Source organism: Mycobacterium sp. NPDC048908, from assembly GCF_043197955.1.
In the GTDB taxonomy this organism is placed as follows: Bacteria; Actinomycetota; Actinomycetes; order Mycobacteriales; family Mycobacteriaceae; genus Mycobacterium.
Genome location: NZ_JBICUE010000009.1, coordinates 60,479 through 84,193 on the forward strand (window position 1 = coordinate 60,479; position 23,715 = coordinate 84,193).

General features: G+C 66.3%; 25 protein-coding genes and 1 pseudogene. 9 read left to right on the plus strand and 17 right to left on the minus strand.

What is annotated here, in order from left to right; translation table 11 throughout:
* The first annotated feature begins 272 nt into the window (after positions 1-272).
* Positions 273-434 (plus strand): gas vesicle protein GvpO, encoded by a 162-nt coding sequence (gene gvpO / locus ACGFK1_RS22425; RefSeq protein ID WP_393434726.1) that lies wholly within the window; start codon positions 273-275, stop codon positions 432-434.
* A 265-nt stretch (positions 435-699) separates the two neighbouring features.
* On the opposite strand, the gene ACGFK1_RS22430 is transcribed toward gvpO, so the two are convergent.
* The gene (locus tag ACGFK1_RS22430; protein WP_393434729.1) at positions 700-1,593 is read right to left on the minus strand and encodes a mycobacterial-type methylenetetrahydrofolate reductase; all 894 of its coding nucleotides are present in this window, start codon (positions 1,591-1,593) and stop codon (positions 700-702) included.
* Positions 1,594-1,878: 285 nt separating this feature from the next.
* Here ACGFK1_RS22430 and ACGFK1_RS22435 point away from each other — a divergent pair, with 285 nt between their 5' ends.
* Positions 1,879-2,112, plus strand: a complete 234-nt coding sequence (locus ACGFK1_RS22435; RefSeq protein ID WP_393434325.1) for a hypothetical protein — start codon at positions 1,879-1,881, stop codon at positions 2,110-2,112.
* 176 nt (positions 2,113-2,288) lie between these two features.
* Complete coding sequence (locus ACGFK1_RS22440) at positions 2,289-2,807, plus strand: hypothetical protein (RefSeq protein ID WP_393434328.1); 519 nt, start codon at positions 2,289-2,291, stop codon at positions 2,805-2,807.
* Between the two features lies 1 nt (position 2,808).
* Here the strand turns inward: ACGFK1_RS22440 and ACGFK1_RS22445 are convergent, their stop codons facing one another.
* On the minus strand, positions 2,809-3,039 hold the full coding sequence (locus tag ACGFK1_RS22445) for a hypothetical protein (protein WP_393434331.1): 231 nt from the start codon (positions 3,037-3,039) through the stop codon (positions 2,809-2,811).
* 104 nt (positions 3,040-3,143) lie between these two features.
* Between ACGFK1_RS22445 and ACGFK1_RS22450 the strand changes: the two genes are divergently transcribed.
* Positions 3,144-4,550 carry a YdiU family protein gene (locus ACGFK1_RS22450; protein WP_393434732.1) on the plus strand — a complete coding sequence of 469 codons (1,407 nt, stop codon included), beginning with the start codon at positions 3,144-3,146 and terminating at the stop codon, positions 4,548-4,550.
* Here the strand turns inward: ACGFK1_RS22450 and ACGFK1_RS22455 are convergent.
* Positions 4,547-5,464, minus strand: coding sequence for an HpcH/HpaI aldolase/citrate lyase family protein (locus ACGFK1_RS22455; protein ID WP_393434333.1), 918 nt, complete (start codon positions 5,462-5,464; stop codon positions 4,547-4,549). The two genes, ACGFK1_RS22450 and ACGFK1_RS22455, sit on opposite strands and share 4 nt — an antisense overlap.
* Positions 5,465-5,522: 58 nt before the next feature.
* Between ACGFK1_RS22455 and ACGFK1_RS22460 the strand changes: the two genes are divergently transcribed.
* The 3 genes from ACGFK1_RS22460 (at position 5,523) to ACGFK1_RS22470 (ending at position 7,611) form a co-directional block, all read left to right on the plus strand.
* The gene (locus ACGFK1_RS22460) at positions 5,523-6,278 is read left to right on the plus strand and encodes an alpha/beta hydrolase family protein (RefSeq protein WP_393434335.1); all 756 of its coding nucleotides are present in this window, start codon (positions 5,523-5,525) and stop codon (positions 6,276-6,278) included.
* A gap of 73 nt (positions 6,279-6,351) precedes the next feature.
* Positions 6,352-7,053: a cutinase family protein gene (locus tag ACGFK1_RS22465; protein ID WP_393434338.1), complete on the plus strand. Its 702-nt coding sequence runs from the start codon at positions 6,352-6,354 to the stop codon at positions 7,051-7,053.
* A 42-nt stretch (positions 7,054-7,095) separates the two neighbouring features.
* A complete protein-coding gene (locus tag ACGFK1_RS22470; protein WP_393434341.1) occupies positions 7,096-7,611 on the plus strand; it encodes a nitroreductase family protein in 516 nt (171 codons plus the stop codon).
* 1 nt (position 7,612) lies between these two features.
* Here the strand turns inward: ACGFK1_RS22470 and ACGFK1_RS22475 are convergent, their stop codons facing one another.
* The 7 genes from ACGFK1_RS22475 to ACGFK1_RS22505 form a co-directional block, all read right to left on the minus strand.
* Complete coding sequence (locus tag ACGFK1_RS22475) at positions 7,613-8,200, minus strand: TMEM175 family protein (protein ID WP_393434344.1); 588 nt, start codon at positions 8,198-8,200, stop codon at positions 7,613-7,615.
* 24 nt (positions 8,201-8,224) lie between these two features.
* Entirely contained in the window at positions 8,225-8,884 is a 660-nt protein-coding gene (locus ACGFK1_RS22480) for a hypothetical protein (RefSeq protein ID WP_393434347.1), read from the minus strand.
* Between the two features lie 101 nt (positions 8,885-8,985).
* On the minus strand, positions 8,986-9,852 hold the full coding sequence (locus tag ACGFK1_RS22485; protein ID WP_393434349.1) for a hypothetical protein: 867 nt from the start codon (positions 9,850-9,852) through the stop codon (positions 8,986-8,988).
* Positions 9,853-9,943: 91 nt separating this feature from the next.
* Positions 9,944-10,666: an SDR family NAD(P)-dependent oxidoreductase gene (locus tag ACGFK1_RS22490; RefSeq protein WP_393434352.1), complete on the minus strand. Its 723-nt coding sequence runs from the start codon at positions 10,664-10,666 to the stop codon at positions 9,944-9,946.
* 14 nt (positions 10,667-10,680) lie between these two features.
* The gene (locus ACGFK1_RS22495) at positions 10,681-11,265 is read right to left on the minus strand and encodes a sigma-70 family RNA polymerase sigma factor (protein WP_393434355.1); all 585 of its coding nucleotides are present in this window, start codon (positions 11,263-11,265) and stop codon (positions 10,681-10,683) included.
* A gap of 131 nt (positions 11,266-11,396) precedes the next feature.
* The gene (locus tag ACGFK1_RS22500) at positions 11,397-14,192 is read right to left on the minus strand and encodes an AAA family ATPase (protein WP_393434358.1); all 2,796 of its coding nucleotides are present in this window, start codon (positions 14,190-14,192) and stop codon (positions 11,397-11,399) included.
* Between the two features lie 97 nt (positions 14,193-14,289).
* A complete protein-coding gene (locus ACGFK1_RS22505) occupies positions 14,290-15,045 on the minus strand; it encodes an SDR family oxidoreductase (protein ID WP_393434361.1) in 756 nt (251 codons plus the stop codon).
* Positions 15,046-15,257: 212 nt separating this feature from the next.
* Here ACGFK1_RS22505 and ACGFK1_RS22510 point away from each other — a divergent pair, with 212 nt between their 5' ends.
* A complete protein-coding gene (locus ACGFK1_RS22510) occupies positions 15,258-15,593 on the plus strand; it encodes a DUF732 domain-containing protein (protein WP_393434364.1) in 336 nt (111 codons plus the stop codon).
* A 15-nt stretch (positions 15,594-15,608) separates the two neighbouring features.
* On the opposite strand, the gene ACGFK1_RS22515 is transcribed toward ACGFK1_RS22510, so the two are convergent.
* From ACGFK1_RS22515 to ACGFK1_RS22530, 4 genes and pseudogenes are all read right to left on the minus strand, one after another.
* Positions 15,609-16,757, minus strand: coding sequence for an RNA polymerase sigma factor (locus ACGFK1_RS22515; RefSeq protein WP_393434735.1), 1,149 nt, complete (start codon positions 16,755-16,757; stop codon positions 15,609-15,611).
* Positions 16,757-17,164, minus strand: a complete 408-nt coding sequence (locus tag ACGFK1_RS22520) for a YciI family protein (protein ID WP_393434367.1) — start codon at positions 17,162-17,164, stop codon at positions 16,757-16,759. The genes ACGFK1_RS22515 and ACGFK1_RS22520 overlap by 1 nt, the downstream gene beginning before the upstream one ends.
* A gap of 85 nt (positions 17,165-17,249) precedes the next feature.
* Positions 17,250-18,080, minus strand: coding sequence for an LLM class F420-dependent oxidoreductase (locus ACGFK1_RS22525; protein ID WP_393434738.1), 831 nt, complete (start codon positions 18,078-18,080; stop codon positions 17,250-17,252).
* Positions 18,081-18,158: 78 nt separating this feature from the next.
* Positions 18,159-18,802: pseudogene (locus ACGFK1_RS22530) on the minus strand (dihydrofolate reductase family protein).
* A gap of 74 nt (positions 18,803-18,876) precedes the next feature.
* Between ACGFK1_RS22530 and ACGFK1_RS22535 the strand changes: the two are divergent.
* A complete protein-coding gene (locus ACGFK1_RS22535; RefSeq protein WP_393434370.1) occupies positions 18,877-21,207 on the plus strand; it encodes a Tex family protein in 2,331 nt (776 codons plus the stop codon).
* A 1-nt stretch (position 21,208) separates the two neighbouring features.
* Here ACGFK1_RS22535 and ACGFK1_RS22540 read toward each other — a convergent pair whose 3' ends face one another.
* From ACGFK1_RS22540 to ACGFK1_RS22550, 3 genes are read right to left on the minus strand one after another with little or no spacing between them, the layout of a single operon-like run.
* Positions 21,209-21,721 (minus strand): hypothetical protein, encoded by a 513-nt coding sequence (locus tag ACGFK1_RS22540; RefSeq protein ID WP_393434373.1) that lies wholly within the window; start codon positions 21,719-21,721, stop codon positions 21,209-21,211.
* Positions 21,722-21,749: 28 nt separating this feature from the next.
* Entirely contained in the window at positions 21,750-22,892 is a 1,143-nt protein-coding gene (locus ACGFK1_RS22545; protein ID WP_393434376.1) for an ABC transporter ATP-binding protein, read from the minus strand.
* 3 nt (positions 22,893-22,895) lie between these two features.
* Positions 22,896-23,702, minus strand: a complete 807-nt coding sequence (locus ACGFK1_RS22550; protein ID WP_393434379.1) for a carbohydrate ABC transporter permease — start codon at positions 23,700-23,702, stop codon at positions 22,896-22,898.
* Positions 23,703-23,715: the final 13 nt, after the last annotated feature.

Sequence of the window (23,715 nt, forward strand, 5' to 3'; positions counted from 1 at the left end):
CGAGCAACATCCGCTAGGACAGTGTCGCTGGCAATTAGCTGTGAGCTGGGCTTTTGTCCTGTCGATGTTTCTTGTAGAGCCGGTCGGGGTAACGGCCGTAGGGTGTGGTGCGAAGTCGCTTAGAGGTGATGACCATGGCAAGAGAATCGATCCTGGCACGTGAAGCAGCCCGAATTGCTCCTAGATATCTCAGCGAGATCACCGGACGTGAACCGGCACAAATGACTGCGGTTGAGCCTTCAGACGAGGGCGGCTAAATTGTCGAGGTCGAAATCGTGGAAGAACGGCGAATCCCCTCGTCGGCAGACATGCTCGCGTTATACGAAATCGAACTCGACGCCGATGGGGAATTTCTCGCCTACTCGAGAACTCGTCGCTACATGCGCAGCGAACACCTGGCAGACGAGGACGGGAACGGCGGACGGCCGGAGTAGCGCTACAGCAGACGAACGAATTATCCATTCGACCGCTGGCCGTCCGGCGACGGGCGGCGGGGTGTTGCGGCGCCGTCAGGGGAAAGGGCCTCAGGCGCTGCGGACGTATCCACGAGCCGCCGCTGGGCGGAGCAGAATCAGCGACGGGTTGGACAGGTTCTCTTGCAGTTCGGCAACGCCGTCGATAGGGCCGTCGAGGTTGTCCGAAACATAGGCAATATCAACGACATTCGCGACGTTGAGCAATCCGGTGGGCGGGCGATTTTCAGCCCGTGGCAGGTGACCAGTAGTCGAGCATCTCCGCGAACGTCTGGAAGGCGGGCGCCGACGCGCCGTAGGCCGCTTCGAGATGGATGCTGAGCGGGAACCCCAGATCGGCGACGCCGTCGACGACCCGCTTGTACAGCTCGATCATCATCTTGCGCTTCTGCGCGGGGTCCGTCTCCGCCAGTTGCGCAACGAACGCCTGCTCGTCGGCGACCGCCGCGTTGCCGGGGTCCTGGATGAGCCAGCTGATCAGGCCGACCCGCGTTTCGACTTTGGGCACGAACCCGAACGACAGCAGTATCTCGGGGCGGTGGTCGGTGGTCTTCGCGAACTCGGTGAGGAAGCCGACGATCGCATCGGAGTACAGCAACTGAGTCATGCCGTACGTGGCGCCCTGATCGCACTTGAAGTTGAACCGGCCGTGCTCGCCATCGCGGGTGGGTATCAGGATCGCGCCGCGATTGGGCACCAGTTCGTTGTAGATCGACAGCGCGTCGGTAGGTGCGACGCCCGAGCCTTCACCGTCGTTCATCGTGCGTGGCACGCCGACGAACGCGATGCCGTCGAAGCCCGCGTCGCGCAGATCGGTCAGCCGATGCCGCAGCGCCGATTCGTCCATGAAGGCCGTGACCTGTGTGCAGAGCCCGTTCACCCCTGGCAACTCGGGCTTGATGACGTTCCAGAAGTCCAACACGTCCATCCGGGGCTTCATCTCGATGGGCCGGTCGTCGTCCTCCTCGATCATCCCGGGGATCATCACGTGTCCGATCCGGTCGTCGATGCCGGTCTCCTTGGCGAAGCGCACCACCTTGCGCGCTTCCTCCACGGCCCGCTCGGGCCCGAGGTCGGCATTCGGGGGTACCAGCTCGAACGCGACGGTGTTGAGGGTCAAGAGGTTGCTCCTCATTGCACGATTGTCTGTCCGTCCGGAAGGCGACGATGACCGCCGGGGAGGAGCAGAGCTCATCTACTGCTTTCCGAGATTAGCGGCTCTATTCATCTGCGTACCCATCGCCCGGAATTCGCGTGGCAGTCATTGATTGCCCGCCGCATTTCTGCCAGCGCCGGTACAGATCCTGCCACCGGGATGGCGACGCTCTACCTGGGTGTTTTCCCCAATAGATGGAACCGTCCGGCATCACGGCCGGCCGGGAAGACCGCCGAGGAGGAGCTTCACATGAAGAAGATCACCTATGCCACCGCGGTTGCCGGGGCGCTGGCGGCGGTTGCCGGGGCGCTGGCGGCGCTGGCCGTCGGACTGGCAAGCCAGGCGGCGGCGGATGGGGGCAGCGGATCGAACGTCGTGGCGCCCGCGCCGGTGTACCCGCAATCGGCCTACGGCGGAGCCAACCCCTACACGCCCTACGGTGTCGACCCCTACGTGCCATACGGCGTGTGGGCTCAGCGTTGAACCGCCACAGGCGGGTCTCTGGGTTCAATTGAGCGGTAAGCACTTCGGGGGCCCTGCCGGCCTTCGTGCCGATGCTGCGGGTCGAACGTTCTTGCTGCGCTGGTCGTCGCCCAGCGGCATGCGGCACCAGTCGCCGCCTTGATTCGCATGGCGTGAGGCACAATTGGCAGCGTCCGATGAGGCTCGTCAAGGATTCGTGGCGTTTTCCGGCCGGGTGCGTTGCCCTGCTGGCACTGGCGTGTGCCTGCGGCACGGACAATTCGACCACGCTGTCGACGACGTCGGCGAGGACGACCGTGGCCGCTGCCATCACGTCTGCCCCGGAACCGTCCGCGCAGCCGAGCCAGCGCACCGCGAAGTGGATCGACCTCGATGTCGGAGACTGTCTGGCCGACCCGCCGCCCAGCGATCCGGGCGTGGTCACGGTGTCGGTCATCGACTGCGCACTGCCGCACGCCGCCGAGGTGTATCTGCGCACCGACGTCGAGGTCAATGCCGCCATCGCCGACGTCGCCGACCAACGGTGCCGGGCGGGGCTGATGCAGTACACCGGTCAGCAACCGGGTCCGCTGGCCATGACGTATCTGATCGACTCCAATCAGGACCGCACGTCGGACGACCCGATGCCGAGCACGGTCATCTGCCTCCTCCAGGCGGCCGCCGGCGGGCCGCTGACGGGTTCAGCACGGCGTTGAATCATTGCCTCACAACGGTATTCGGCGGCGGCGGTGGTGGGTCCGGCAAGCAGAGGCCCGTGTTGGCGTAGTCGAAGTACCGGCCAGGCAGACAGAATGGCGCGCAGTGGTCGGTGGTGCCGGTCTCGCCGTCGGCGCATGCGGAATTGACCGCGCGCGGTGCGGCCAGGGCCGACGCCATCGCTGCCGTCAACGCCAACGCGGACAGCGCCGCGATCACAAGCCGTCGCATCGGCTCAGTCTAGGTGCGACAACATCCGTAGTCTGGGTGAAGTGAGCATTGCATCGGATGCCGTCGTCGTCCTCGACGACCGGTTCGCCCGCGAACTGCCCGAGATGGCGGTGCCCTGGAAGGCCCAGCAGCCGCCCGAACCGCGCCTGCTGGTGCTCAACGATGGGGTGGCGGCGACGTTGGGCTTGGACGCCGACTGGCTGCAAACTCCCGATGGCGTGCGGTTCCTCGCCGGCGTCGCGGTGCCCGAAGGGGCGACCCCCGTCGCGCAGGCATACGCCGGACACCAGTTCGGCGGGTACGCCCCTCGGTTGGGGGACGGGCGCGCGCTACTGCTCGGCGAGATCATGGGCGCCGACGGTGTTCTTCGCGACCTGCACCTTAAAGGCTCGGGAGCCACCCCGTTCGCCCGCGCGGGCGACGGTCTTGCCGCCGTCGGCCCGATGATGCGCGAATACGTCATCAGTGAGGCGATGCACGCCCTCGGGATTCCGACGACGCGGGCACTGGCCGTCATCGCGACGGGCCGCACCGTGATCCGCAAAACTCCGTTGCCCGGTGCGGTTTTGGTCCGGGTGGCGAGTAGTCATCTGCGGGTCGGGAGTTTTCAGTACGCGGCCAATGCCGGCGACGTCGGCTTGGTGCGCAGGCTCGCCGACCACGCCATCGCCCGCCACCACCCGGCCGCGGCGGACGCGGACAATCCGTATCGTGCGCTGTTCGAGGCGGTGGTCGCGGCGCAGGCCTCGTTGGTTGCGCAGTGGATGGCCGTCGGCTTCGTGCACGGCGTGATGAACACCGACAACATGACCATCTCCGGGGAGACCATCGACTACGGGCCGTGCGCGTTCATGGAGGCCTACGATCCCGCGACGGTGTTCAGCTCGATCGACAGTTGGGGCCGCTACGCGTACGGGCAGCAGCCCGCCGTCGCGGCATGGAATCTCGCCCGGTTCGCCGAGACGCTGCTGCCGCTGTTCGCCGACGACGCCGACCAGGCGCTGACGCTCGCGCAGGAGTCGCTCGACGGGTTCCGCAGCCGGTACACGGTGGCAGTGACGGCGGGGACGGCGGGCATGCTGGCGAAGCTGGGCCTGCGCGACGGCGACAGTGATGTCACCGGGCCGCTGTTCACCGATCTGCTCGACCAACTCGAGCACAGCCACGTCGATCACACGTCGTTCTACCGGCACCTCGGCAGGGCGGCCCGCGGCGACGCCGAGCCCGTGCGTGGCCTGTTCGTCGACCTCGCCCGATTCGACGGATGGCTGGCGCGGTGGCGTGCGCTGGCTCCGGACGCCGACGCCATGGACCGCGTCAACCCGGTGTACATCCCGCGCAATCACTTGGTCGAGGAGGCGCTGGCCGCGGCCACCGGCGGCGACCTCGATCCCATTTCGCGGCTCCTCACCGCTGTCACCGCGCCGTTTGACGAACGGCCGGGTTTCGAACGCTACGCCGAACCTGCGCCCGACGATTTCGGCTCGTACCGGACGTTCTGCGGCACCTAGTAGTGGTAGGTGTCCGACGGCGCAGGCATGTGCACCGGCTCGTCGTCGAAGTGCGACACCTCGATGCCGTACGACCGGGCCAACTCGAGGATCTTGGTGGCCCTGGCGATGCGCGGCAGATCCGACCCATTGCGGATCTCGCCGCCGTCGCGCTCGTATTCAGCGAAAAACTCCTTCGCCCAAGCGATTTCGTCCTGCGACGGGGACAGTCCCTCATTGACGACGGCGCACTGGTCGGGGTTGAGGCAGATCTTGCCGGTCATCCCGAACTCCACCGACACCGCGGTGGCCTCGATCAGTTTGAGTGGGTTGGACCCGATGGTCGGCCCGTCGATCGCGCTTGGCAGATGCGCGGCCTTGGCGGCGATGGTGAACCGGGAGCGCGTGTAGGCCAACGTAGCGGGGTCGTCCCCGAAACCTGTATCGCGGCGGAAGTCGCCGATCCCGAACGCGAGCCGGAAGGTGCCCTTGGCCGACGCGATCTCGGTGATGCGCTCCAGCCCGCGCGCCGTCTCCACGAGCGCCACGATCGGCACGCCCGCCAGCCGTTTGGCGGTCTCGGTGACGTGGTCGACTGATTCCACCATCGCCAGCATCACGCCCCCGACGGAGGTGCCGGCCAGCGCCTTCAGATCGTCGGACCACCACGGGGTGCCGAAGCCGTTGATACGTACCCAGTCGGAATTTCCCGCGGCCAGCCAACCCACCACGTTGTCGCGTGCGGCGACCTTGTCCTTCGGCGCGACGGCATCCTCGATGTCGAGCACGACGATGTCGGCGCGCGAGTGCGCAGCGGCCTGGAAACGGTCCGCCTGCGCGCCGTTGACCAGCAGCCAGCTCCTGGCGAGAACCGGGTCGAGACGCGAACCGATGTCGGCCGGATCGGGCGCGTCGGTGGTGACCTGTTCGGACATGGGTCAATGCTGGCCTAACCGGTGGCGGATAGGCAAAGCGGGGTGGTAAACCTCCGGCATGGCCGAGCGCGTCACGTTCACCAGCTCAACGGGGCCCGAGCTGGCCGGCATCATCAACCGCCCCAACGGGGAATCGCGCGGCTGGGGCGTCTTCTCGCACGGATTCACCCTCGGCAAGGACTGCCCCGCCGCTGCCCGCATCTGCAAACAGCTCGCCGAGGACGGCATCGGCATGCTGCGCTTCGATGCGTTGGGCCTCGGCGACTCGGAGGGCGACTGGGGTGACGGTTCGTTCACCGTGAAGGTCAACGACGTGATCCGGGCGTGCGAGTTCATGGCCGAGCGCGGCACGCCTGCCGACATTCTGGTAGGTCATTCGTTCGGCGGCGCGGCCGTGATCGCCGGGGCGAGGCAGTCGCAAGGGGTGACGGCCGTGGCCACCATCGGTGCCCCGGTCGACCCGTCGCACGCCGAACAGCAATATGACGCGGTGGTCGACCGGGTGCTGTCCGAGGGCAGCGCCGAGTGGATGGTCGGCGGGCGCTGCCTCACCCTCAAACGGGCGTTCGTGGAGGACGTCCGCGCGGCGGCGCTGCACGACAAGATCCGCGCGCTGAAGATGCCGCTGCTGATCCTGCACTCGCCGACCGACAACACCGTCGGCATCGCCAACGCCAGCGAGATCTTCCGCACCGCGCGTCATCCCCGCAGTTTCGTTTCACTCGAGGGGTCCGACCATCTCCTGACCGGGCCGGGGCAGGCCCGGCGCGCCGCCAGGATCATCGGCGCGTGGGCCGATGCGTATCTCGGATAACGTGTTTGGTCGCCTGAACCGGTGGGTACCCACCCGCGTCATTTGTGCAGCGACCATTGCCGGGGAGTCAAGGATGGGTGTTATCGGTCGTATCGTCGGTGCCGCGGTCATCGCGGTTTCAGCGTTGTCGGGCAATGCCGTCAGCGGTGCGGGTGCCAGCGCTGCGCCGTGCCCTGACGTCGAAGTGGTATTTGCCAGAGGCACTTTCGAGCCCGCGGGTGTCGGCGGGATCGGGCAGGCGTTCGTCGACGCGTTGACAAGTCGGCTCGCCGGTAAGTCAGTGGACGTGTATCCGGTCAACTACCCTGCATCGCTGGACTTCGCCACCGCCTCCGACGGCGTGATCGACGCGAGCAACAAGATCCGCGACGTCGCCAACAGCTGCCCGAACACCAAAATCGTGCTCGGCGGATACTCCCAGGGTGCCGCCGTTGTGGCGTACACGACCGTCGACTCGGTACCAAGCGGATTCGCGCTTCCGGCGGGCATCACCGGGCCGATGGCACCAGAAGTGGCCAAGCACGTCGCGGCCGTTGCATTGTTCGGCAAGCCGTCGAGCGGTTTCCTGCAGATGATCTACACCGGGGCCCCGCCGATCACGGTGGGAGCGCTGTACTCGGGCAAGATGATCGACCTCTGCATCCCTGAGGACAACATCTGCTCACCAACCGGCACCGACAGCGGCGCCCACACCCTCTATGCGGCGAACGGGATGACGGACCAGGCCGCCGACTTCGCCGCCCAGCGCATCACGTCGAGCGGGTCGAGAACGTAGCGCCGACCGAATATCTCCATGCCTCACGGCGTTTAGTTATGCGTGGATACCTGGGATGCGATCCGAGCCCGTCGAAATGTCAGAGACTACCGGCCCGATCCGGTGTCCGACGCCGATCTGGCGCGGATCGTGGAGGCGGGTTGGCGTGCGCCGTCGGCGAAGAACCGCCAACCGTGGGATTTCGTGATCGTCACCGACCGCGGGCAACTGGAGCAGTTGTCCACGGTCTGGCAGGGTGCCCGCCACATCGCGTCGGCACCTGCGGCCATCGCGCTGGTCGCGCCGGTGCCGCCCGACGAGCGACGCACTCTGCTCGACCAGTACGACCTCGGCCAGGCGACGATGGCGATGACGATCGCCGCGACCGACCTCGGCATCGGCACCGGCCATTCCTCGGTCGGTGATCAGCAGAAGGCACGCGCGATCCTCGATGTGCCCGATGACCGCATCGTCGCCTACCTTCTCGGCGTCGGCTATCCGGCCGACCGCCCGCTGAAGCCGATCAACAAACCCGATCGCAGGCCCTTCGACGAAGTGGTGCACCGGGGGCGGTGGTGACTCAGGCCGTTCGCTTGGCCGGAATGTCGGGGCGAAGGTAGCCGACCAGACACAGACAGATCAGCGCCATTGCGACCACAGGCCACCACAACGCGAGCACGGCAGCCGCCACGAACACCCCGACCGTCACGAACGACCGCATCTGCAACAGCCGGCGCATCCGCTGCGAGATGTCGTCGTGCGAGGGTCGATCGACCGCCTCCCAGCACAACGCCAGGTACGTGATGTTCACCAGGACGAAGACGCCCGCGTACAACGCCACCGGGGCGGAGGCCAACCGGGTGTCGGCGATCCATTCGGTGGTGAACGGGATCAGCGATACCGAGAATAGGTGCGCGAAGTTGAACCACACCAGGCGCGACGTGGCCGTCTCGGCGTAGCCGAACAGGTGGTGATGGTTGACCCACACGATCGCGATGAAAAAATAACTGACCGCGTAGCTCAACGCCGTCGGCCACAGCGGCAGCAGGTCGCTGAATCCCTCGGCGTGCGGGGGTTTCAGTTCGAGTACCAGGATTGTGATGAGTACGGCGAAGACGCCGTCGGAGAACAGTCGCACCCGGTCCGCATTGAGTTGTCGTGTCGCCACGCCTGCCTCCTGACCTTCGCGGATCTATCGGTCGAGCTCACCAAGGATTCCACGTTCGATGGCGGCCCTCGACCGCTCCGGCAGCACGATCAGACCGTCCAGTTCGCGTGCGGCGACGGCGTAGGCCCGCTCCCGCTCCCCTTGTGTCGCGCCCTGGTCCACCGCGACCCGCAGCGCGCTACGCGCCCGGGTCAGCCGCTGCTGCTCCGATTTCGTGAAGTCGTTGCGCCGCTTGCGTATCGCCTCGCTTTCCGCGACGTCGAATGCAGTCGCGTAATTCTCCACAGCGTCCAGATACTCACGGGCGGCATCGCTGTCATCGAGCAGATCCTCGGCCTTGGCCGGGCGGAGCAGGTCGGCCCGCAACTTGGCCCGGTGGAAGCGCTCCGTGAGCGGGTTGCGCATGTCGGTTATCAGCGGATAGTCGAGGAGTTTGCCAATGTCGAGTTCGTAGTCCAACCAGCGGGTGTCGGTTCGGTCGTGCTCCTTGATCGTCCTGGTAATGGCCCGCCATTGGGCCGCCCGGCTGGTGGGCGTCGCCGGCGCACCGCCGGCATCGGGTTCACTGTTCTGCGGCTTCTGGCCGCGCGCCGCGGAGATGGCCTTGAATCCGGCGAACCCGAGCCCGATGACCGGCACGAGGACGATCAACAACTCGACGAGACGGACCAGTAGCAGCCCCATCAAGCCAGGATGCCATTCCACGCGACGTGGGCGTAATCTGGGTCATCTAACCCACTCTGGCTCCGAAGGCCGGCGGCCATTCGTTCGTCGTAGCTGACCAGCTACACCGCCAGCGACAGGTTCACCGCAGGCTCGAGCCAGGTAGCGATGTTGCGGACGTAGTCCCTGAAAACGTCGAGCCGCGACGGGTCGGTCTTGATCTGCGTCCCGGGCACTTCGGTGACGAAAGTGGGTGCGCCACAAGCAAGATCCCAGTTGTAGTCGGCGAAGTGGTGAAACGTCGATTCCGCGACCGCCCGGCCCATCGGCCTGCCGTCCGGTGAGCGTTCACCGTCCAGCACCACGGCGAGATTGAAGTGCCGACCGGTTGCAGTGCTGCGACCGCGCGCGATTGCGGTGGCGAACGGCCCCCTGGAGGACACCAGACCCTCGTGCGGATGCGCAGGGAACCATTCGATCCGTCCACTGGCCGTCCTGTCGGTGCGCAACAACTCGTGCACGGGCCCGTCGACGAGCACCGGTTGGTAGTCGCCGTTGGCACCGGAGTGGTAGTTGGGCCATGAGATGGCCGGGGTGTCCTGGTCGTCGCACATCGTGGCCGGATCGATGTTCTTGTCGTGGAATTCGTTGACCACTCCCAACGAACCGAGTCTGCTTATGCAACAGCCCAAGTCCTGGTGGTCACGCGCCGTTAGCACACCACCGCCGTTCTCACGGAAGCGTCGGATGGCGTACGCGTCGGCCGCGGACAACCCGTCACCGACGTCGACGGCCATCAGCCAGAGTTGGTCGTAGTCGAGGTCGTCGAGGTGGCTGAGTACCGGATCGTCTCCGTGGCGGTGGGACCGGTTGCGAGCGACCACCTCGTGGCCCCCGGCGCGCAGTTCATCGGCGAGCAGCGAGAACCGGCTGACGTCCCAGTCGTCGGGACTTTCCGGAATCGTGGTCTGCAACAAGATTCGTGACATCGGGATCAACTCCGTTTCAGTGGACTTCGGTCGGGACCGAGTCGGCCGCGACCCGCATCTCGGGCATCGGTTCGCTCCTTGAACGTGGTCGTCAGACGGCGGTGCCGCCGCCGTCGACGTGCAGCGTTGACCCGGTGATGAAGGTCGAGCGCGGGGAGGCGAGGAAAAGCACCGCGTCCGCGATCTCCTCGGGTTTGGCGGTGCGGCCGAGTGGCAGCGAACGGCCGAGTTCTTCGTTGGTTTCGCCCCATTCCGCCTCAACCCCTTCGGTTTTGGTGGGGCCGGGTGCGACGCTGTTGACGCGCACCCCGTGCGGACCGAACTCCGCGGCCCACGTCCGGGTCAATGACTCCAGCGCCGCCTTGGACGCGCTGTATACGCCCGCGCCGGGAACTCCCCGCGACGCGACCATCGTCGTGACGTTGACGATGCTGCCGTGCCCTCGCTCGACCATGCCCGGCACCAGTCCGGCGGCAAGGAAATAGCTGGCGCGCACGTTGGTGTCGAACGTCTTCTCGAACGATGTCACGTCCTGGTCGACGGTGAGCGATGCCGGGAAGCTGGCGGCGTTGTTGACCAGAACGTCAACACCTCCCGCCTGGGCGACAAGAGATTTCACGGACTCGAAGTCGGAGAGGTCGGCTTGCACAAAGCGCACGCTGCCGTCGATCGCGGCGGCGGCCGCCTTGCCGCGTTCAGCGTCCCGTCCCGAGATGATGACCGTGGCACCTTCGTGTGCCAGTAGCCGCGCGCTTGCCAGCCCGATACCCGCGGTACCTCCGGTGACCAGCGCCGTCTTGTAGGCCAATTCCATTGCTGACTCCTTCTTTACGCGACTTGGGCTTCGATGTCGGCGAGCGCGATACGCAGCCGCTGCCTGCCCCGCGATGCCCGTGACATCACGGTCCCGTGCGGGATGCCCAGGATCGCTGCGGTCTCCGCGTACGTGTAGCCCTGGACGTCGGCGTAGTAGACCACCGATCGGAAGCCATCGGGCAGGGTGTCCATCGCGGCTTTGATCTCGTTGTCGGGCAGCCCATCGAGCACCTCGGCTTCGGCGGACCGGTGCGCCGCCGGAAGTCGCGCTGCGCTGTCGACCAGATCGCGTTCGGTGATCGCGTCGAGGAGAACCTCACTGGGGCGGCACTGGCGGGCACGGTAGGCGCTGATCCAGCGGTTGTGCAGAATCCGGAACAGCCACGCCCTGAGGTTGCTGCCGTCGTGGAACGTGTGGAACCCGGCGTACGCGTGCATGAGCGCGTCCTGCAACAGGTCCTCGGCGTCCGCCTCGTTGCGGGTGAGTCGACGGGCACCGCGCAGCAGCACATCGAACAGTGGCTGGGTGTCGCGGGCGAAGCGGGCGGCGAGGTCGGGACCGGGCTCAGGTGTGCTGCGGGTGGACGTCAGGTTCATGATCGATCTCCTCGCTGCCGTGGCCTGAACTGGTCAGCGCCCATGTCGGGGCGTCCAGATCAGACTTGCGGCTCCGGAGGTGAAGCGAACCCTTGGTTGTCCGTAGTCCGTTGGCCGTAGTCCGTGGTTCGTCAACTGGCCCAGGAAACGCTGCGCAGTTGCCTGCGCGACTTGATGCCGAGCTTGGCGAAGACCTTGCGGAGATGCCATTCGACGGTGTGGGTGCTGATGAACAGCTGCGCACCGATCTCCTGGTTGGTCAGGCCGTCGCCGGCCAGCCGCGCGATCTGCGCCTCCTGCGCGGTCAGCTCAGTTCCCGAGGTGCGGGGTTTGTTGTGCACCTTCTCCCCGGTGGCGGCGAGTTCGCGACGGGCGCGTTCGGCGAACGCCGCGGCGCCCATCCTGGTGAACAACGCGTGCGCGTCGGTGAGTTGGTGCCGAGCGTCCATCCTTCGGTTCACCCGGCGCAACCATTCGCCGTAGTGCAAGTGAGCCCGCGCGAGATGCACCACGACCCGGGTGCGGCCGAGGCGTTCGATCGCTTCGGAGTACAACTCGTCGGCGTGATCGTCGTCGGCCACCAGGGCTCGCGCATTGGCAACGGCGCCAAGGTGCCAGTCCGTTCCGCTCACGCCTGAGTACTCCTCGAACCGAGCGACGGCCGATACGGCGGTTTTGCTGTCACCGCTGTGACTCGCTGCCTCGATGAGTTCGAACAGCCCCCAGCCGGAGAAGCCGAGATCCTCGTATCGGCTGGCCTCCTCGGCCGCCGCAGCCGCCTCTTCGTATCGACCGAGACCGTTGTACAGCACGGCGGTGGCGTACCCCGTGAGACCGAGCAGCCTGCCTTCACCCCTCGCGGTCCCGTCTGCGGCGGCCGACTCGATCACCTTGACCGCCTCGGCGGGGTCGCCGCGCCAAGCGGAGAGCAGAAGGGAGTGATACCTCACGGGTGAAAGGTGGTCCGTGGCTGCCGAGATCGAGTTCGCCTCTTCGATAAGCGTTGCGGCCGTAGCGAATTCCCCGGCCAGCAGGTGAGCTCCCGCTCGATACACCAACGCCCGCGGGAGCACGTCGAGCGCACCCGCGTCCCGTGCCTGGCGCACCACCGCGGCAGACAACTCATCGATGATCGCTGCATCCCACAGATCGTGAGCGGCGGACTCCTGCAGAATCGGAAACGCGGGCACCATCCACCGCCGGACTTGCAGATCGTTCGATTGCGCCAGCTCACACATCGCGTCCAAAGCGACGCGCAGTTGTTCCGCGCCCGCGCTCACCCCGCCAGTGATTCGCAGCGCCACGGCGTTCAACATCAAGTCGATGGCTCGCGGCGCCTCGGCCGCCCGGCCGACGGCGGCACGCGCGGCCTCTGCGGCATCCGACAGCGCGCCGGGCTCACCGAGGCGTCCGGCGTACAGGATCGCCGCGATCGACTCCGCGTACGCCTCGCTGGCCGCGTAATCGTCGAGGTTCTCCAGTTGCTTTGCGGCATCGAGCAGTTGGCGTGCGGTGTCGGAGACCGGGGGCGCCCCGGGGTCGCCTCCTCGGCTGCGGGCGAACTGCATCTGCGCACGCAGCCGCGCCACCTGTGCTTTCTGCAGATCCGTCAACTGTCCGAGTTCGGCGATGGCGAGGAGTTCGTACGCCGCCTCCGGCGCCGCCGCGTCCCTCTTGGCGTGGGCCGCCGCAAGCGCCCTGGCACTGCGCAGCACGGGGTCGGACGTCAACGCGGTGGCACGTTCGAGAAACGCCGCCGCTGCGGCGACACCGCCTCGGCTCTGCGCGCGGCTCGCCGACGTCTCCAGTTCTGCGGCGACGGAATCGTCGGGCCCCGCCGCGGCGTTGGCGGCGTGCCATGCGCGACGGTCGGGATCCGACTGTGGATCGGTGGCGTCGGCCAGCGCCCGGTGAATAGCCCTGCGGTCGGTGAGATCTGCCGCGCGGTAGGCGGCCGAGCGCATCAGCGGGTGATGAAAGCGCATCCGAGGGCCGAACTCGATCATGCCCGCGGCTTCCGCCGGGGCCAGCGCGTCGACCGGGATATCGAGCTGTGCGGCGGCGCGCAGGAACAGCGCGGCATCGCCCACCGGTTCGGCGGCGGCGAGCAGCAGCAGCCGCTGAGTGGCTTCGGGTAGTGATTGGATCCGGCTGACGAAGCCGTTTTCCAGGGCCGCCGTCGACGACCGCTTGCCCGCGATCCAGAAGCCGCCCGCCAGTTCGGTGGCGGATACACTTCGGGGCACCTCGACGAGGGCAAGCGGGACGCCCCTTGTCTCGGCCACAATGCGGTCACGCACGCGTGGATCGATGCTTCCCACCATCACCGAGTCCAGCAATTCCCGGGCGTCACCATCGGAAAGGCCAGCGACCGGAAGTTCCGGCAGCCCCGCCAACGCCGCGGCGCCGCGGTCACGCGCCGCGAACACCAACGCGACCGGTTCGGCCAGCAGGCGACGGGCGACGAAGGCCAGGGTCTGCACCGACACTTCATCGAGCCACTGCGCGTCATCGACGATGCAGAGCAGGGGCTGGACATCGGCGGCGGCGGCCATCAGGGAGAGCACGGCCAGCCCAACGAGGAAGCGGTCCGGCGGTGCGCCCACCCCCCGGCCGAACGCTACGTTGAGCGCCTCACGTTGCGGCTCCGGCAGTTCGTCGAGGTGGTTCAGCAGGGGCGCGCACAGCTGCTGCAGCCCGGCGAAGGCGAGCTCCATGTCCGACTGAACACCCGCCACCTGCACGCAGCGGCATCCCGGTGAGATGTCGATCAGGTAGTCGAGAAGCGCGGTTTTGCCGACCCCTGCCTCGCCGCGGAGCACCAGCACCTGGCTGGTGCCGGCTTGTGCGGTCGACAACAGGCCCCGCAGCGTTTCGCATTCGCCAGCGCGACCGCGAAGACGCTGCCCCCCACCTGGACTCGACATAGGCACCACCGCGATTGTTTGCAGTGGCGACCTTACCGGTTCGCCCCTCAGGTCCTGCTATCGCCCCGATCTTGATCAACCTGAGTAGACCGGTGCGCTACGCCTTCGCGGCCGATTGCAGAAGCCAGTCCTCGAACCGGGTGTCGAACATCCTCGCGCCTTCGGCGGGGCACAGGGTGCGCTCGCCGATGTCGATGCCCCAGTACTGCGCCTTCGGGTCGGCGACGACCTCGCGGGCATCGCCGCGGGCCTTCAGCGCGGTCCTGATCAGATCCGACAACAGAAACGCTTCCGGCCCCCCGATCTCGGTGATCCCGTTGACCGGCGCGTTGACTGCGGCGAGGGCCAGTCCTTCGGCGACGTCGGCGGCGGCCATCGGCTGGAAGTAGGCCGGTGGCATCCTCACCACACCGTCGACGGTCGCGGTATCGGCGAGCGTGTTGACGAACTCGAAGAACTGCGTCGCGTGCACGAGCGTGTACGGGATCGGCCCCTCGGCGATGAGGTCTTCCTGCAACTGCTTGCCTTGGAAGTAGCCGCTGTGCGGCGCCAACTCGGCCGTTCCCACCACCGACAGCGCGACGTGGTGCCCGACACCCGCATCCTTCTCGGCGGTGAGCAGGTTGGTGGTGGCGGTGCGGAAGAACTCGATGGCCGCATCGTCGAGCGTCGGGGAGTTCGACACGTCGACCACCACCGAGGTCCCCGCAAGAGCCTCGTTCAGCCCCTCGCCCGTGAGCGTGTTGACCCCGGTCGACGGCGCAGCGGCGAGCGCTTCATGACCACGTTCGGTCAACGCGTGCACCAATTTCGAGCCGATCAGGCCCGTGCCTCCGATGACGACGATTTTCATGGCGATCCTTCCTTGTCCGACCTTCCTGACGGCCAGAACGGATGCACGATCGTGTAGTCATCCCGCGGGGTTGAACTATTTGATTCCGACCACCAATCCCTGATTAGCGATGGCTTGTGCGACCTGTTGTTGGGATCGGTAGCGGACCGGAAGACTTGTGCTTGCCGTGACGGCACGCTGCCCGTCGTGCAACCCGAACCAGAGAAGGTCCCATGCTCACCAACCGCCTCAGCAAGTCGATCGTCCGCACCGTGGTCACAGCGGGCGCATTCGGAATCGCCGCGTTCGTCGGCGCCGGTGCGGCCGGTGCGGAGCCCGTTGACGACGCGTTCGTGGCCAGCCTCGCCCAAGCCGGCATCCCACAGATCGCGCCCGAAAAGGAAATCGCGGCGGGCCACGCGGTCTGTCAGAACCTCAGCCAAGGGACCACGCCGGGCCAATTGGTGGTGGCGTTCGATGCGAAGGAGGTGTTCGCGACCAGTCAGCAGAACGAGGCGATGATCAACGCCTCGATCACGGCCTACTGCCCGCAGTTCATGGCTCGCTGATGATCTGCCTGACCCCTACGCATCGTCGCGGCCTTGAGCCTGCTGGCGAAGAGTGGCTGCCCGAAGCGTGAGGTGGTTGCGCTCGGCGAGGTTGTCGGCCTGTTCGGCTGCCTGCACATAAAGCCGCGCGGCCGTTGCGAGTTCACCCGCGCGCTCGTTGAGGTAGGCCGATGCCGCGGTGTGCCTGGGAAGCGAGGGGTCGATCTTGGCCAGCGCAGCCAGCCCCGCGTGCGGCCCGTCGGCGTGGCCCACGGCCACTGCGCGGTTGAGCCTGGCGATGGGGCTGTCGGTGAGCCGGACGAGCTCGTCGTACCACTCGACGATCTGTACCCAGTCGGTCTCATCGGCGGTCTGCGCGTCCGCGTGCAAAGCCGCAATCGCGGCCTGTGCCTGGTACTCCCCCAGCCGGTCGCGGGCCAGCGCGGCGCGTAGCACCCCGATGCCCTCGACGATCAGGTCGCGCCGCCAGAGTCCACGGTCCTGCTCGGCCAGCGGCACGAGGCTGCCGTCGGCGCGTGTGCGCGCCGGCCGACGGGCGTGGTGAAGGAGAAACAGTGCGAGAAGCCCGGCGACTTCCGGGTCATCTGTGGTTGCGGCCAGTTGCCGGGTCAACCGGATCGCCTCGGCGGCGAGATCGATGTCGCCGCCGTAGCCCTCGTTGAAGACGAGGTACAACACCTTCAGAACCGTCCGCAGATCGCCGGGGCGATCAAGCGGGACGTCGGCGACCGTACGTTTGGCTCGGCTGATCCGCTGCGCCATCGTCGCTTCCGGCACGAGGTACGCCTGCGCGATCTGGCGGGTGGTGAGTCCACCGACCGCCCGCAGCGTCAGCGCGACCGCCGATGCCGCGCTCAGGCTCGGGTGTGCGCACAGGAAGTACAGCTGCAGTGTGTCGTCCACAGACTCCGTCGGCCCCTGCGGCGGCTCGCCGACGACGCGGCGCTCACGCCGCCGCCGAGCAGCATCCGATCGGGTGATATCGATGAACCGCCGCCACGCCGCGGTGATCAACCAGCCCTTCAGGTCATCGGGGCGTTGATCCGGCGCCAGCTCGATGGCTCTGAGCAGCGCCTCCTGCACGGCGTCCTCGGCCGTCGCGAAGTCGGCCCCGCGACGGACCAGGGCGGCCAGCACGCTCGGGATCAGCTCCCGAAGGTCCATCACTCGGTGACAGTTGGCGGTGCGGTGAGAAACGGCCGCAGCTCGAGCCACTCGTGGATCGGTTTGCCGCCCGCGCCCGGTGCTGCGGACAACTCACCGGCCAGCTCGATCGCGCGCTCATACGAGTCGACGTCGATGATCATCCAGCCCGCGATCAGGTCCTTGGTCTCCGCGAACGGACCATCGGTGACGGGCGGCTTGCCCTCACCGTCATGGCGGACCCACGCACCTTCCGGCGCCAGTGCCTGGCTGTCGACGTACTCGCCGGTGCCTTCCAGCTTCGCCGCGAAGTCGTTCATGTAGGCGAGGTGCGCCTCGACCTCTTCGGGTGCCCACTGGTCCATCGGCACGTTGTTGACGGCCGCGGGCGCACCTCGGTAGTGCTTGAGCAACAGGTACTTGGCCATGGTGTTCTCCCTTCAGGTCGGCGACCCTGGTTGGTCGCTCATCTGTGGGACGTAGCCGGTGCGCGGTTCTCGACACGGACCCGGATCAGCCGCGGTACCGGGCCACCTGGTCGGTGTACTGGTCGAGCAGCCGAAGTGATTCGTCGAGCGGCTTTGTCGGCAACATGAGCCCCACCTGGCCGAACCCGAGTTCCTCCGCGGCGCGCCAGTAGTCGGGATCGGCCGGCGTCCCGAACATCGCGAGCGGGACCTCGTGCTCCGCGCCGTCGCGCATCTGGTCGATGCGTCGCTTCAGTTGGTCGGCAGGCAGCGGATTGGAGATCCATCCCGCGCTGTGGCGGATCACCCGCTTGACGGTCGCATCGGAATCACCGCCGATCAGAATCGGCGGGTGCGGCTTCTGAACCGGTTTGGGCCGCATGTAGGACGCGTCGAAGTCGACATACTTGCCGTGGTACTCGGCGGGTTCGGACGTCCACAGCGTCTTGATGGCCTCGATGCGTTCGTCGAGCAGCGCGCCACGGGTCTTCGGGTCGGCGCCGTGGTTACGCACCTCTTCGAGATTCCAGCCTGCGCCGACACCGAACACGAACCTGCCGTTGGAGATCAGGTCGATGCTCGCGGCCTCCTTCGCGGTGATGATCGGGTCGCGTTGGATGAGCAACGCGATACCGGTGATCAACTCGATGGTGGTGGTCACCGCGGCCGCGGCGGCCAGGGTCACGAACGGGTCGAGCGTCCGGTAGTAGATCGACGGCAGATCACCGCCGAGTGGATACGCGGACTCCCGGCTGGCCGGGATGTGTGTGTGTTCCGCGATCGCCAGCGAATGAAAGCCACGCTCCTCGATCGCACGGGCCAGCGACACCGTGTCGATGGTGTGGTCGTTGACGAATGTGGAAATACCGAACTTCATCTGCACCCTTATCTGCCGAATACCTGCCGAATCCCCGTTGGCCAACGCCCGCAGGCACCACGGTAATCCCCGCATGCGTCATCGTCGCCAGAACAGGTGATGGGTCACGCCGCTCGGACTCGGCACGACGTCGTGATGAAATCGGTCGTCCAACTCGTCCGGTGACTTCCAGAGCCGCGACCCTGCTCCGATCTCAACCGGTGAGACAGCCACGTGCAGGGTGTCGACAAGGTCCGCGTTCAGGAACTCCCGGATCGTGCTGGCGCCGCCGCCCAGCCGGACGTCTTTGCCCTCGGCGGCCTCGCGCGCCTCGGTCAGGACAGTCGCCGGGTCGGCGTTGATGAAGTGAAACGTGGTGTCGGACAACGTAAAGACGGACGAGCGTGGTGGGTCATGACGAACACCGGGGTGTGGAATGGCGGATTGTCGCCCCACCAGCCCTGCCAATCGTGGTCGCGCCATGGGCCGCGGTAGGGGCTGAACTTGTTGCGGCCCATGATTTCTGCGCCGATGTTGTTGGCGAAATCGCGGGTGAGGTAGTCATCGAGACCGCGGCTTCCTCCAGGTTCGGTGCGATTCGGCCAACTCGCGGTCGCGCCTGCCCACGCGAACATGGCACCGGGGTCGGCGTCGCCGAAGGGACGATCCCGGCTTTGATTCTCACCCGCCCCGAATCCGTCCGTGGAAACGTTGAAGTTCTGCACTTTGAGTAGTTGAACCATGTGCTGCTCCTTCCTAGCCGTGCACATGATGAGACCAGCGGTCGCCGCGGATGTCATCGCTGTAGAGTCTTCGCGTGGCCACAAGCTCAACGGTGAAGTCGATAAATGCCCGTCTCGCTGCGGAATTGGCTGTCGGTGAAGGTCAGGTCGGCGCTGCTGTGCGGTTGCTCGACGAAGGCGCAACCGTCCCGTTCATCGCCAGGTACCGTAAGGAGGCCACCGGCAGCCTGGACGACGGTCAACTGCGCGTTCTCGAAGAACGCCTGCAATATCTGCGGGAATTGGACGACCGCAGGGCCGCGGTGCTGGCCTCGATCGAGGACCAGGGCAAACTCACCGACGAGTTGAAGGCCGCTCTGATCGCCGCCGACACCAAATCGCGCGTCGAGGACATCTACCTGCCCTACAAGCCGAAGCGGCGCACCAAAGCGCAGATCGCCCGCGAGGCCGGCCTCGAACCCCTCGCTGACCGGCTTCTCTCGGATCCGAGTTCGGTCCCCGAGAAGGCCGCCGAGCAGTTCCTCGGCGCCGACGTGCCCGACGCCGCCGCCGCACTCGACGGAGCCCGGCATATCCTCGCCGAGCGAGCGGCAGAAGATGCTGAACTCGTCGGCGCGGTTCGGGAGAAATTCTGGGCCTCCGGCTCACTGCGGACGGCGCCCTGGTCAGCTGATACAGCGAAAAATGAAGCGGCGCAAAAGTTCCGCGACTACTTCGACTACGCCGAGGCGCTGCAGAGCATGCCGTCGCATCGCGTGCTCGCGGTGATGCGCGGTGAGAAGGAAGAGGCCCTCGCGCTGGCCTTCGACGGCGGTGACGACGCCGTGTATCACGCCATGATCGCCGACACGCTGGGCATCGACATGACAACCGAGGCGGCCGCGACACCGTGGCTGGCCGCCACCGTCCAGTGGGCTTGGCGCACCAAGCTGATGATCTCGGCGAGGGTTGACGCGCGCATCCGACTGCGGCAACGCGCCGAGGAAGACGCCGTCGCGGTGTTCGCCAAGAACCTCAAGGACCTTCTGCTCGCTGCGCCCGCGGGTAACCGCACCACGCTCGGCCTGGATCCCGGCTACCGCACCGGGGTGAAGGTAGCGGTGGTCGACGGCACCGGCAGGGTCGTGGACACCTGCGCGATCTTCCCGCATCAGCCTCAGCGGCAATGGGATACGGCCAAGGCCGCCCTGGCGGCACTCGTCGCGCGGCACGGCGTCGAGTTGATCGCGGTCGGCAACGGCACGGCGTCTCGTGAAACCGACGCGTTGGCCGCCGAATTGATCGCCGACATCGCGGCCGCCGGTGGTAAGGCGCCGGCGAAGGCGCTGGTGAGTGAGGCGGGCGCGTCGGTGTATTCGGCATCCGCGTATGCGGCGCACGAGTTGCCGACGCTCGACGTCACCCTGCGCGGTGCGGTGTCGATCGCGCGGCGATTGCAAGACCCGCTGGCCGAGTTGGTGAAGATCGATCCGAAGTCGATCGGTGTCGGGCAGTACCAGCACGACGTGGCTCCTGGCACGCTGGCCCGCAGCCTGGACGCCGTCGTCGAGGACGCGGTGAACTCGGTTGGCGTCGACCTGAACACGGCGTCGGTGCCCCTGCTGGCGCGGGTATCCGGGGTGTCGGAATCGCTGGCCGAGTCCATCGTCGCGCACCGCGACCAGTCGGGACCGTTCCGCAACCGCAAGGCCTTGCTGAACGTGCCTCGGCTCGGGCCAAAGGCTTTCGAGCAGTGCGCGGGCTTCCTGCGCATCCGCGGCGGCGACGATCCCATCGACGCGTCCGGTGTGCACCCTGAGTCGTATCCGGTCGTCAGGCGCATCCTCGACCGCTCAGGCGTCACCCTTGCCGAACTGATCGGCAACGAGCGGTCGTTGCGGTCCCTTCGGCCCGCGGACTTCGCCGACGACCGGTTCGGCATCCCCACCGTCACCGACATTCTCGCCGAACTCGAGAAGCCTGGGCGCGATCCGCGGCCCGCGTTCACCACCGCCACCTTCGCCGTGGGCGTGGAGAAGGTCGCGGACCTCAAGGTCGGCATGGTGCTTGAGGGCGTGGTCACCAACGTCGCGGCGTTCGGCGCCTTCGTCGACGTCGGCGTCCATCAGGACGGCCTCGTGCATGTCTCCGCGATGGCCGACCGGTTCGTATCGGACCCACACGAGGTGGTGCGGTCCGGACAGGTGGTGCGCGTCAAGGTGCTCGACGTCGACGTCGAGCGCCAGCGGATCGGGCTGACGCTTCGACTCAACGACACATCTCGGCAAGAGGGCGGAAACCGCCCCGATGCCAAGCGTGGCAAGCAGCCAAATCCCAATCGTGCCAAACACTCCGGGCGTCGTGAATCGAGCCAGGCCTCTGGTTCGATGGCCGACGCGCTGCGTAAGGCGGGCTTCGGGGCCTGATTCAGGTCAGCCGCAGATTCCAAGTGGTCGAGCCCTCGTCGGAGTCGGTGCTCATCGGCACGTCGCGAGTCCAGCTGGCGACGTAGGTCCAGTCGGAATCCTCCCGCCACGCCAAGGTATCGAAGCTGGTTGCCCTTTCGCGAATCGCTCGGACATACAAGTCGACGTTGTCCTTGATCCACATGTCATCGCCACGAATTCTCAGTTGCAGCACCAGGTGGCCGTGCAGGCCATTCGAGAATTCGAAGCCGTATCCCGGATACGGCATGGGATTCTGCCCAACGCCTGGCGGCAGTTCTGGTGTCTTGTCGTTTCGGCGCGGCAGTTTCGTCGGCCCCTTGTAGTCGTAGTTCCGGATGGCGCCACGCTCGAGATCGTCCTCTGTCGGATAGTCCAGGTTCAGCACGCGAAGCGCACTGCCGTCCCGCAGCACGCTGGCTTGAACCAGGCTGTCCGTTCCCGCGTCAAGCGAATCCTTGGTTTCCACAACCAGTCTGATCGACCCAATCCACATCGCTGATCCCCCCTCGAATAGATCTGTTTCAGCGTGCGGCCAGCTTCTCAGGTCCTCTGATGGTTGGTCTTGCGTAGTCAACTACCTGTTTTGCGTCGCCTGTTTCGGCGTCGAAGAAGTAGGTTCGCTCCCGAGGTAACGCGAGCCTGATCTCCGCACCGCTGGCCAACTCGGTTCCTGCCGGCGCAGCCACGACCACGGGCACATGATCTGCCGTCGACCGCACGCCTTCCCCGCGCACCTCGACCTGCGCCGTCACCAAGACGTGGCTGCCGAGGGGCTCGACGAAGTCGACACGGGCGGGCACCGTGGCTTCGGCATCACTGTTGCGCAACGCCAGGTGCTCGGGCCGCACCCCGACGGTCACCGGACCGTCAGGCGTCGCAACGGCGGTCAGCTCCACTCCGCCGATGTTCAACATCCCGGACCGGATGACACCCGGAATCAGGTTCATCGGCGGACTCCCCATGAACGCGGCGACGAACGTGTTGGCGGGGTGGTTGTAGATGTCGTCGGTGGTGCCGATCTGCTGCACCTCGCCACCTGCCATCACGCACAGCCGATCGCCGAGCGTCATCGCCTCGACCTGATCGTGCGTGACATAGATCGACGTCACCGGGACTTCCCTGTGCAGTCGTTTCAGATCGCCGCGAACTTGATTGCGCAGCTTGGCATCCAGATTCGACAGCGGCTCGTCGAGCAGGAAGGCCTGGGGTTGCCGGACAAGCGCTCGGCCCATCGCGACGCGTTGCCGCTGGCCGCCGGACAATTGGCCGGGCTTGCGGTCGAGCAGTTCGGTGATCTGCAGTAGTTCCGCGGTGTCGCGTACCCGACGCTCCACCTCGGCGCGCGGTGTCCGGCGCTGCCGCAAGCCGTAGGAGAGATTGCGGTACACCGACATGTGGGGGTAGAGCGCATAGTTCTGGAACACCATCGCGATATCGCGCTCACCGGGCGCCAGGTTGTTGACGACCTCTCCGCCGATTCTGATTTCACCCGAGGTCGGTTTGTCCAGACCGGCCAGCAGGCGCAGGGCCGTGCTCTTGCCGCACCCGGACGGGCCGACGAGAATCAAGAATTCTCCGTCGGCCACTTTCAGGTTCAGGCCGTTGATCGCCGTCACTCCCCCGGCGTACTGCCGGGTGACGTCGCGAAACTCCACCTCTGCCATGGATCAACCCTTCAGGCCGGTATTGGCCACCGACTGGACGAAATAGCGCTGCGCGCCGATGAAGACCAGCAGCATCGGCAACAGGCTCATCACGTTGGCGGCCATCAGCAACGGCCACTTCACCCGGTGTGCACCCTGGAAGTAGCTGAGCCCCAACGGAACTGTCATCTGGTCATGCGACGTGATCACGATCAACGGCCAGAGGAAGTCGTTCCAGGAGGTCAGCACCGTCAGCGCGGCCAGCGTCGACAATGCGGGCAGCGACAATGGCAGCACGATCTTGAACAGCACACCCAGTCGCGACGTGCCGTCCACCCGGGCGGCTTCTTCGAGTTCGACGGGCACCGTCTGGAAGAACTGGCGCAGGAAGAAGATGCCGAACGCGGTCGCCAGGTTGGGCAGCATCAACGCGCCGATGTGGTCGATCCCAAGACCCTCGGCCACGTTGTCGCCGAACCACTTGACGATCAGGAACACCGGGATCATCGTCACCTGGAAGGGCACCATCAAAGTCGCCATCAGCGTGACGAAAAGTGCGCTGCGACCGAGGAATCGGATCCTGGCGAAGGCGTAGCCTGCCAGACTGCAGACGAGCAGATTGCTGACCAGCACCACAAGAGTGACCGTCAGGCTGTTGAGGAAGAAGTGGCCGAACGGTGCCGCCGCCCACGCTTCGGAGTAATTCTCGAAGCGGGGATGCTGCGGTATCAGCACCGGAGGGAACCGGTTCGCCTCGCCTTCGGTTTCCAGCGACGTGACCAGCATCCACAGCAGTGGGACGACCAGCAGGAAGCTCAGCGGGATCAACACCAAGTGCCATGGG

What these genes read in the sequence shown, in the direction of transcription:
- ACGFK1_RS22480 (WP_393434347.1), bottom strand. Translation starts at nt 8,884, where the DNA reads ATGGGGCTGCTACTGGTCCGTCTCGTCGAGTTGTTGATCGTCCTCGTG.
- ACGFK1_RS22525 (WP_393434738.1), bottom strand. Translation starts at nt 18,080, where the DNA reads ATGAAGTTCGGTATTTCCACATTCGTCAACGACCACACCATCGACACG.
- ACGFK1_RS22440 (WP_393434328.1), top strand. Translation starts at nt 2,289, where the DNA reads ATGAGGCTCGTCAAGGATTCGTGGCGTTTTCCGGCCGGGTGCGTTGCC.
- ACGFK1_RS22465 (WP_393434338.1), top strand. Translation starts at nt 6,352, where the DNA reads ATGGGTGTTATCGGTCGTATCGTCGGTGCCGCGGTCATCGCGGTTTCA.
- ACGFK1_RS22500 (WP_393434358.1), bottom strand. Translation starts at nt 14,192, where the DNA reads ATGTCGAGTCCAGGTGGGGGGCAGCGTCTTCGCGGTCGCGCTGGCGAA.
- ACGFK1_RS22460 (WP_393434335.1), top strand. Translation starts at nt 5,523, where the DNA reads ATGGCCGAGCGCGTCACGTTCACCAGCTCAACGGGGCCCGAGCTGGCC.
- ACGFK1_RS22505 (WP_393434361.1), bottom strand. Translation starts at nt 15,045, where the DNA reads ATGAAAATCGTCGTCATCGGAGGCACGGGCCTGATCGGCTCGAAATTG.
- ACGFK1_RS22455 (WP_393434333.1), bottom strand. Translation starts at nt 5,464, where the DNA reads ATGTCCGAACAGGTCACCACCGACGCGCCCGATCCGGCCGACATCGGT.
- ACGFK1_RS22485 (WP_393434349.1), bottom strand. Translation starts at nt 9,852, where the DNA reads ATGTCACGAATCTTGTTGCAGACCACGATTCCGGAAAGTCCCGACGAC.
- ACGFK1_RS22445 (WP_393434331.1), bottom strand. Translation starts at nt 3,039, where the DNA reads ATGCGACGGCTTGTGATCGCGGCGCTGTCCGCGTTGGCGTTGACGGCA.
- ACGFK1_RS22515 (WP_393434735.1), bottom strand. Translation starts at nt 16,757, where the DNA reads ATGGACCTTCGGGAGCTGATCCCGAGCGTGCTGGCCGCCCTGGTCCGT.
- ACGFK1_RS22510 (WP_393434364.1), top strand. Translation starts at nt 15,258, where the DNA reads ATGCTCACCAACCGCCTCAGCAAGTCGATCGTCCGCACCGTGGTCACA.
- ACGFK1_RS22490 (WP_393434352.1), bottom strand. Translation starts at nt 10,666, where the DNA reads ATGGAATTGGCCTACAAGACGGCGCTGGTCACCGGAGGTACCGCGGGT.
- ACGFK1_RS22450 (WP_393434732.1), top strand. Translation starts at nt 3,144, where the DNA reads ATGGCGGTGCCCTGGAAGGCCCAGCAGCCGCCCGAACCGCGCCTGCTG.
- ACGFK1_RS22495 (WP_393434355.1), bottom strand. Translation starts at nt 11,265, where the DNA reads ATGAACCTGACGTCCACCCGCAGCACACCTGAGCCCGGTCCCGACCTC.
- ACGFK1_RS22520 (WP_393434367.1), bottom strand. Translation starts at nt 17,164, where the DNA reads ATGGCCAAGTACCTGTTGCTCAAGCACTACCGAGGTGCGCCCGCGGCC.
- ACGFK1_RS22545 (WP_393434376.1), bottom strand. Translation starts at nt 22,892, where the DNA reads ATGGCAGAGGTGGAGTTTCGCGACGTCACCCGGCAGTACGCCGGGGGA.
- ACGFK1_RS22435 (WP_393434325.1), top strand. Translation starts at nt 1,879, where the DNA reads ATGAAGAAGATCACCTATGCCACCGCGGTTGCCGGGGCGCTGGCGGCG.
- ACGFK1_RS22540 (WP_393434373.1), bottom strand. Translation starts at nt 21,721, where the DNA reads ATGTGGATTGGGTCGATCAGACTGGTTGTGGAAACCAAGGATTCGCTT.